General features: G+C 72.3%; 6 protein-coding genes. 5 read left to right on the plus strand and 1 reads right to left on the minus strand.

Going from position 1 to position 6,120, the window contains the following annotated elements:
- The first annotated feature begins 23 nt into the window (after positions 1-23).
- The 4 genes from ACZ7RU_RS21065 to ACZ7RU_RS21080 all read left to right on the plus strand — a co-directional run bounded on the left by ACZ7RU_RS21065 (position 24) and on the right by ACZ7RU_RS21080 (position 3,511).
- Positions 24-782, plus strand: a complete 759-nt coding sequence (locus ACZ7RU_RS21065; RefSeq protein WP_470342436.1) for a sulfite exporter TauE/SafE family protein — start codon at positions 24-26, stop codon at positions 780-782.
- A gap of 47 nt (positions 783-829) precedes the next feature.
- Positions 830-1,009, plus strand: coding sequence for a DUF1272 domain-containing protein (locus ACZ7RU_RS21070; protein WP_470342437.1), 180 nt, complete (start codon positions 830-832; stop codon positions 1,007-1,009).
- A gap of 65 nt (positions 1,010-1,074) precedes the next feature.
- A complete protein-coding gene (locus tag ACZ7RU_RS21075; protein ID WP_470342438.1) occupies positions 1,075-1,380 on the plus strand; it encodes a 4a-hydroxytetrahydrobiopterin dehydratase in 306 nt (101 codons plus the stop codon).
- Positions 1,381-1,498: 118 nt separating this feature from the next.
- Entirely contained in the window at positions 1,499-3,511 is a 2,013-nt protein-coding gene (locus tag ACZ7RU_RS21080; RefSeq protein ID WP_470342439.1) for an outer membrane protein assembly factor BamB family protein, read from the plus strand.
- Positions 3,512-3,586: 75 nt separating this feature from the next.
- Here the strand turns inward: ACZ7RU_RS21080 and ACZ7RU_RS21085 are convergent, their stop codons facing one another.
- Positions 3,587-4,117 carry an HNH endonuclease gene (locus tag ACZ7RU_RS21085; RefSeq protein WP_470342440.1) on the minus strand — a complete coding sequence of 177 codons (531 nt, stop codon included), beginning with the start codon at positions 4,115-4,117 and terminating at the stop codon, positions 3,587-3,589.
- A gap of 292 nt (positions 4,118-4,409) precedes the next feature.
- Here ACZ7RU_RS21085 and tyrS point away from each other — a divergent pair, with 292 nt between their 5' ends.
- Positions 4,410-5,678, plus strand: a complete 1,269-nt coding sequence (gene tyrS / locus ACZ7RU_RS21090) for a tyrosine--tRNA ligase (protein WP_470342457.1) — start codon at positions 4,410-4,412, stop codon at positions 5,676-5,678.
- The last annotated feature ends 442 nt before the right edge of the window (positions 5,679-6,120 follow it).

Genomic DNA, 6,120 nt, shown 5'->3' on the forward strand with positions numbered 1-6,120 from the left:
AGGACCGAGAGGAGAGGTGACCCGTGACGCTCTGGGAGTCGATCGCCGTCCTGGTGGCGGGCGTCGGCGCCGGGATGATCAACGTGATCGTCGGCTCCGGCACCCTGATCACCTTCCCGGTCCTGCTCGCCGTCGGCATCCCCCCGGTCACCGCCAACGTCTCCAACTCCTTCGGCCTGGTCCCCGGCTCGCTCAGCGGTGTGATCGGCTACCGCCGCGAACTGGCCGACCAGGGCCGCCGCGTGCTGCGGATGGGCACCGCCTCCCTGCTCGGCGGGCTGCTCGGCGCGCTGCTGCTGATCAAGCTGCCGAGCGGGGCCTTCGACGCGATCGTCCCGGCGCTGATCCTGCTCGCGCTCGTCCTGGTGGTGGTCCAGCCCCGGGTCGCCAAGGCCGTCGCGGCCCGCCGCCGCCCCGACGGCGACCCGGACGGCGGCCCGGCGCTGCTGGCCGGAGTGTTCCTGACCGGCATCTACGGCGGCTACTTCGGCGCCGCGCAGGGCGTGCTGCTGATGGCGCTGATGGGCATGCTGCTCCAGGAGGACCTCCAGCGGATCAACGCGGTGAAGAACGCCCTGGCGATGATCGTCAACGCGGTCGCCGCGCTCTTCTTCCTCTTCACCTCGACCGTGAACTGGGCCGCCGCCGGGCTGATCGCGGCGGGCTCGCTCGTCGGCGGCCTGCTCGGCGCCAAGGTCGGCCGCCGGCTCCCGCCGACCGCGCTGCGCGGTGTCATCGTGGTGGTCGGCCTGGTGGCCGTCACCAAGCTGTTGCTGAGTTGAACGAACGTCAGACCGTCTGACGGTACGCACATCGGAGGAGTACACCCATGGCCCTGGAGATGCGTGAGAGCTGCGAGCGCTGCGCGGTGTCGCTGACCGCGGACGGCCGCGCCTCGATATGTTCCTACGAGTGCACCTTCTGTCCGGACTGCACCGAGGCCATGGCCGGCAACTGCCCCAACTGCGGCGGCGAGCTGGTGGTCCGTCCGGTCCGGAAGGCCGCCTGACACCGGAGCGCCGGACCTCCCGGCGGCCCGGCACCCCGGACCGACGACCCACCAGGAGCGCGGCGATGAGCAGCAGGGCACGGCTGAGCGAGGACGAGATCACGGCGGCCCTGGCGGCGCTGCCGCAGTGGAGGCGTGAGGGCGACAGCATCGCCCGGACCGCCGACGCCCCGGACTTCCCGGCCGCGATCCGGGTGGTCGGCGCCGTCGCCGAGCAGGCCGAGGCGCTCGACCACCACCCCGACATCGACATCCGCTGGCGCACCCTGCGCTTCGTGCTGTCCACCCACAGCGCCAGCGGCCTCACCGGGCTGGACCTCACCCTCGCCGCCCGGATCGACGAGGCCCTGCGGGCCGAGTCGGCCGCCTGACGCCCGTACGGCCGGACGCCGGGGACCGGACGACCGAGGGCCCGGGCCACGCCTGCGGGCGGGCGTGAGATGCTGACTGCCGCATCGGCAGGCAGGCGGCTCGGGAGGGACGGAACGGATGGCGCAGGAGCCCTTCGGAGACGCCCACCCCCGACAGCCGTGGCCGCCCCAGGGCCCCTCGGACTGGCCGAACGGCGGGTACTCCGAGCAGCAGCAGGCGCAGTGGCAGCCGGGTTACGGCTCGGCGGAGTACGGGCAGCAGCAGCCGCAGGCCGGCCAGGACAGCTACGGGCACACCGGTCACGACCAGGACGGGTACGGCCAGAGCGGCTACCACCAGAGCGCATACGACCAGGCCGGGTACGACCAGGGCGGGTACGGCCGGACCGGCCGTGTCGAGGGCGGCTACGTCCAGGGCCAGTACGTCGAGCAGGGGCAGTTCCAGCCGTATCCGCAGTACCCGGACCACACACAGCAGCACCAGCCGTACACGCCGTACGCCGCCCCGCAGCCGCCCGCGGGCGAGGGGCTGTACGTCCCGGCGGGGGCGGAGTACTCGGCGGACGGCTACGTGCACATCGAGGAGGCCGAGCCGGCGCCCGCGCCCCGGCCCGAGAAGCCCGTCGAGACCTCTCCGGAGGTCCCCGGCGTGACGGCCGAGCCCGTCGCGCCGTCGCGGGCCGCCGCCCGCCGGGGAGCCGGCGGCGGTTCCGGCACCGCCGCGGGCTCCGGCTCCGCACTCTCCGCCAGGGCCCGGAAGGCCGCCGACGCGGTGCTGACCGGGGATCACGTGCCCAGCCGCAAGGCCCTGCTGGTGCGGACCGGCGCCGGGGTGGCCGCGCTGGGCGTGCTGGCGGTGGCCGGGCTGATGGTCGGCAGCGAGGGCGGTGGCAGCGCGGTGGCGAGCAGCGGCGGTGAGCCGGGCTTCGCGGTGGCGCACACCCGGGCATGGGCCGCGCAGCCCGCCGCAGCCGGTCCGGCCGGTCCGACTGGTCAGGCCGGTCAGGCCGGCCCGACGGGGGGCGACGACACGCTGATCGGCAGCTGGCCGCTGGCCGACGCGGTGGTCCGGGCCGACGGCTCCGGGGTGCACGCGTACGACCGGGCGGGCGGCAGGCTCACCTGGTCGGTGGAGCCGCCGGCCGCCGGAGCCGTCCCGTGCGGGCTGTCGGCGGGAGTGAACCAGGCGGGCCTGGGAGCGGCGCTGTTCCGTCCGCAGGCCGACCCGAAGAGCCCCTGCACCCTGGTGGTCGCCGTGGACACCAAGACCGGCAGGACCGTCTGGACCAAGGCCCTCTCGGACGCCAAGGGCGCCTACTCGGCCCGGGTCGGCGTCACCGAGGACAAGGTGGTCGCCGTCGGCGACGACCGGGTGCTGGCCTGGGAGTCGGCCGACGGGAAGGACGTCTGGCAGTACACCGGCCAGGGCAAGTTCTGCACCCTGTCCGGCGGCGTCAGCGGCAAGACCGTGCTGGTCGCCTCCTCCTGCGCCGACTCGACCCCCGCGGACCAGGCCGTCGCGCTGAACACCGCGGACGGCAAGGTCAGTTGGTGGCGGGGCCTGAACAACCAGCCGAAGACGGTGACCGTGCTGTCCGCCGAGCCGGCCGTGGTCCTCACTACGGGCGAGAAGCCCGAGAACGACCGGGTCTTCGCCTGGGGCACCGGCGGCGACCCTGCTGCCGAGATCCCGGTGGCCGTCGACGGCGGCCGGCTGGACGTCGCCCACGGTACGTTTTCGGCCACTCCCGGCGTGTACTTCGAGGGCCGCACGATGGTCACCACCCTGGCCCCGCCGAACGGCGGCGGGCAGGTGGCCGCGGTCGGCTACGACCTGGACACCGGCAAGCAGCGCTGGAAGGCGCCGACCGCCGCCAAGGGCGCCGTCCGGGCCGTCGGCATCGACGGCGGGTCGCTGGTGCTCGCCGCCGACGAACGCCGCGACCAGCCCGCCCACCTCAGCCGGTTCCCGCTGGCGGGCGGCCAGGAGGCGACGGGCGGCAACTTCCCGCCCGGCACCGGCTCGCTCCTGATCTCCGGACGGGTGCTGATCGGCGCCGGGCAGGTGGTCGTGGTGCCCGAGCACTCGACCAACTACGGCACGGCGGCGGGGTACCGGGCGAAGGACTGAGGCCTTCCGTCCTGCTCCATGCCCGCCGCCGTCCCCTACCCCCCTACCCGCCGCCGTCCGTTGCCGGGTGGGTGCTCAGGCCGCCGAGACGGGCCGGCCCGGTACGGTCGGCAGCCAGTCGGCCAGGTCCCGGACCTCCGAGCTGCGCAGACCGAGCGCCAGCATCAGGCTGGCCTGCGGTGTCGGCTCGAAGGGGCGGCGCAGCAGCTTCATCCCGGCCTGCTCCGGCGTGCGGTCCGCCTTGCGCTGGTTGTCCTCCGCGCACGCGGCGACGGTGTTGATCCAGCTGTCGGCACCACCGCGCGACCTGGGCTGGAGGTGGTCCACCGTCGTGGCCCGCCGTCCGCAGTACGCGCACAGGTGCTGGTCCCGGGCCAGGACGCCCCGCCGCGACCACGGAGCCTGTTGTCGGAACGGCACCCGTACGTACCGTTGCAGTCTGATCACCCGTGGCACCGGGACGGCCACGCCCGTCCCCCGGATCGAGCGCAGCGGATGCGCCTGCTCCACCACCGCCTTGTCCTGGAGCACCAGGACGACGGCGCGCTGGAGCGACACCGTCGTCAGGGGCTCGTAGCTCGCGTTCAGAACCAGCGTGTTGCGCACTCGGCACACCCTTCCCGCGGGCGTGCCACGGCGGCACGACCGTCTCCACACACGTCACTGCCGCCGCACGGCGGTGGAACCACTCTGAACGGGCCCGCAGCCGTCGAACAACGGAATTTCCGGTATCGGGGAGGGGCCGGGGAGCGGAGGCCGCCCGACCGGTGGGCGGCCTCGGGGGAAAGTCGCCGGCCGGAACCGCGTAGGCTCTATCAGGCTGGAGTCGTACCGACCCGGGGCCCGACCGAACCGGCCCAGCACTGGGCGGACGCCCGATCGAAGGAGAAGCGTGACCGTGACGGACATCGTCGACGAGCTGCGGTGGCGTGGGCTGATCGCCCTGTCCACTGACGAGGACGCACTGCGCAAGGCGTTCGCGGACGGCCCGGTCACGTTCTATTGCGGCTTCGACCCGACGGCCCCCAGCCTGCACCTCGGCAACCTGGTGCAGATCCTCACCATGCGCCGCATCCAGCAGGCGGGGAACCTCCCGCTCGGCCTGGTCGGCGGCGCCACGGGCCTGATCGGCGACCCGAAGCCCACCGCCGAGCGCGTGCTCAACGACCCCGAGACGGTGGCCGGCTGGGTCGAGCGGCTGCGCGGTCAGATCTCGCGCTTCCTCGACTTCGACGGCCCGTACGCGGCTCGCATGGTCAACAACCTGGACTGGACGTCCGGGATGTCGGCGATCAGCCTGCTGCGTGACGTGGGCAAGTACTTCCGGGTCAACAACATGATCGCCAAGGAGGCCGTCGCCCGACGGCTCAACTCCGACGCGGGCATCAGCTACACCGAGTTCAGCTACCAGATCCTCCAGGGCATGGACTACCTGGAGCTGAACCGCCGCTACGGTTGCAGCCTGCAGACCGGCGGCAGCGACCAGTGGGGCAACCTCACCGCCGGCACGGACCTGATCCGCAAGGCCGACGGCAAGTCCGTCCACGCGCTGGCCACGCCGCTGATCGTCAAGGCCGACGGCACCAAGTTCGGCAAGACCGAGTCCGGCACGGTCTGGCTCGACCCCGAGCTGACCACCCCGTACGCCTTCTACCAGTTCTGGCTGAACGCGGACGACCGGGACGTCTCCAACTTCCTGCGGATCTTCAGCTTCCGTTCCAAGGAGGAGATCGAGGAGCTGGAGCGCGAGACCACCGAGCGCCCCGCCGCCCGCCTGGCCCAGCGCGCCCTCGCCGAGGAGCTCACCACGCTGGTGCACGGCGCGGAGCAGTACGAGCGCGCGGTCGCCGCGTCCAAGGCACTGTTCGGCCAGGGCGACCTCGCCGACCTGGAGGCCCCGACCCTGGCCGCCGCCCTGGCCGAGGTCCCGAAGGCCGAGGTGTCCGAGCTCCAGACGGTGGTCGACCTGCTGGTCGCCGTCGGCCTGTCGCCGAGCCGCTCGGCCGCCCGCCGGACGATCAAGGAAGGCGGTGCCTACCTCAACAACGTCAAGGTGACGGACGAGGAGGCGGTGCCGACCGAGGCCGACCTGCTGCACGGCCGCTGGCTCGTGCTGCGGCGCGGCAAGCGGAACCTGGCGGCGGCGGAGCTGGTCGCCGCCGGCTGAGGCTCGGCTGAAAAGCACACCCGCTCTGAGCTGCGGCTTTGAGCCCCGAGGGCCGGATCTGGACAGATCCGGCCCTCGACGTTTGACGACGTCGTCCGAGTGGCCTAGTGTTGAACGAGTCGCTGGAGCGGCCATCCACTCAGCTAGACCCACCCTCACTCTGGTCCCCATGAAAATGGGCTCGTTGGCGTTCCCGCCAACCGGGTGAGTGTGAATTTCGGGTGACACTCGGAATGAGCTAAAGTGGTGGACGTCGCGAAAGCGGGCCGGCCAGTTCGGGAAATCGGATGAATGAAACTCCGGAAAACGGAGCGGAAAGCGTCTGATAAGCTGGGAACACGAAAGAGCGAAGCCCGGAGGGCCTGCTGGAAGGCAGTCCGAAGGAAGCGTCCGTTCCTTGAGAACTCAACAGCGTGCCAAAAGTCAACGCCAGATATGTTGA

The sequence above is a fragment of the Kitasatospora sp. NPDC114501 genome (assembly GCF_055633695.1).

Excerpts from the sequence above, each read along its gene's own strand:
- ACZ7RU_RS21070 (WP_470342437.1), top strand. The coding sequence starts at position 830 with ATGGCCCTGGAGATGCGTGAGAGCTGCGAGCGCTGCGCGGTGTCGCTG.
- ACZ7RU_RS21075 (WP_470342438.1), top strand. The coding sequence starts at position 1,075 with ATGAGCAGCAGGGCACGGCTGAGCGAGGACGAGATCACGGCGGCCCTG.
- ACZ7RU_RS21080 (WP_470342439.1), top strand. The coding sequence starts at position 1,499 with ATGGCGCAGGAGCCCTTCGGAGACGCCCACCCCCGACAGCCGTGGCCG.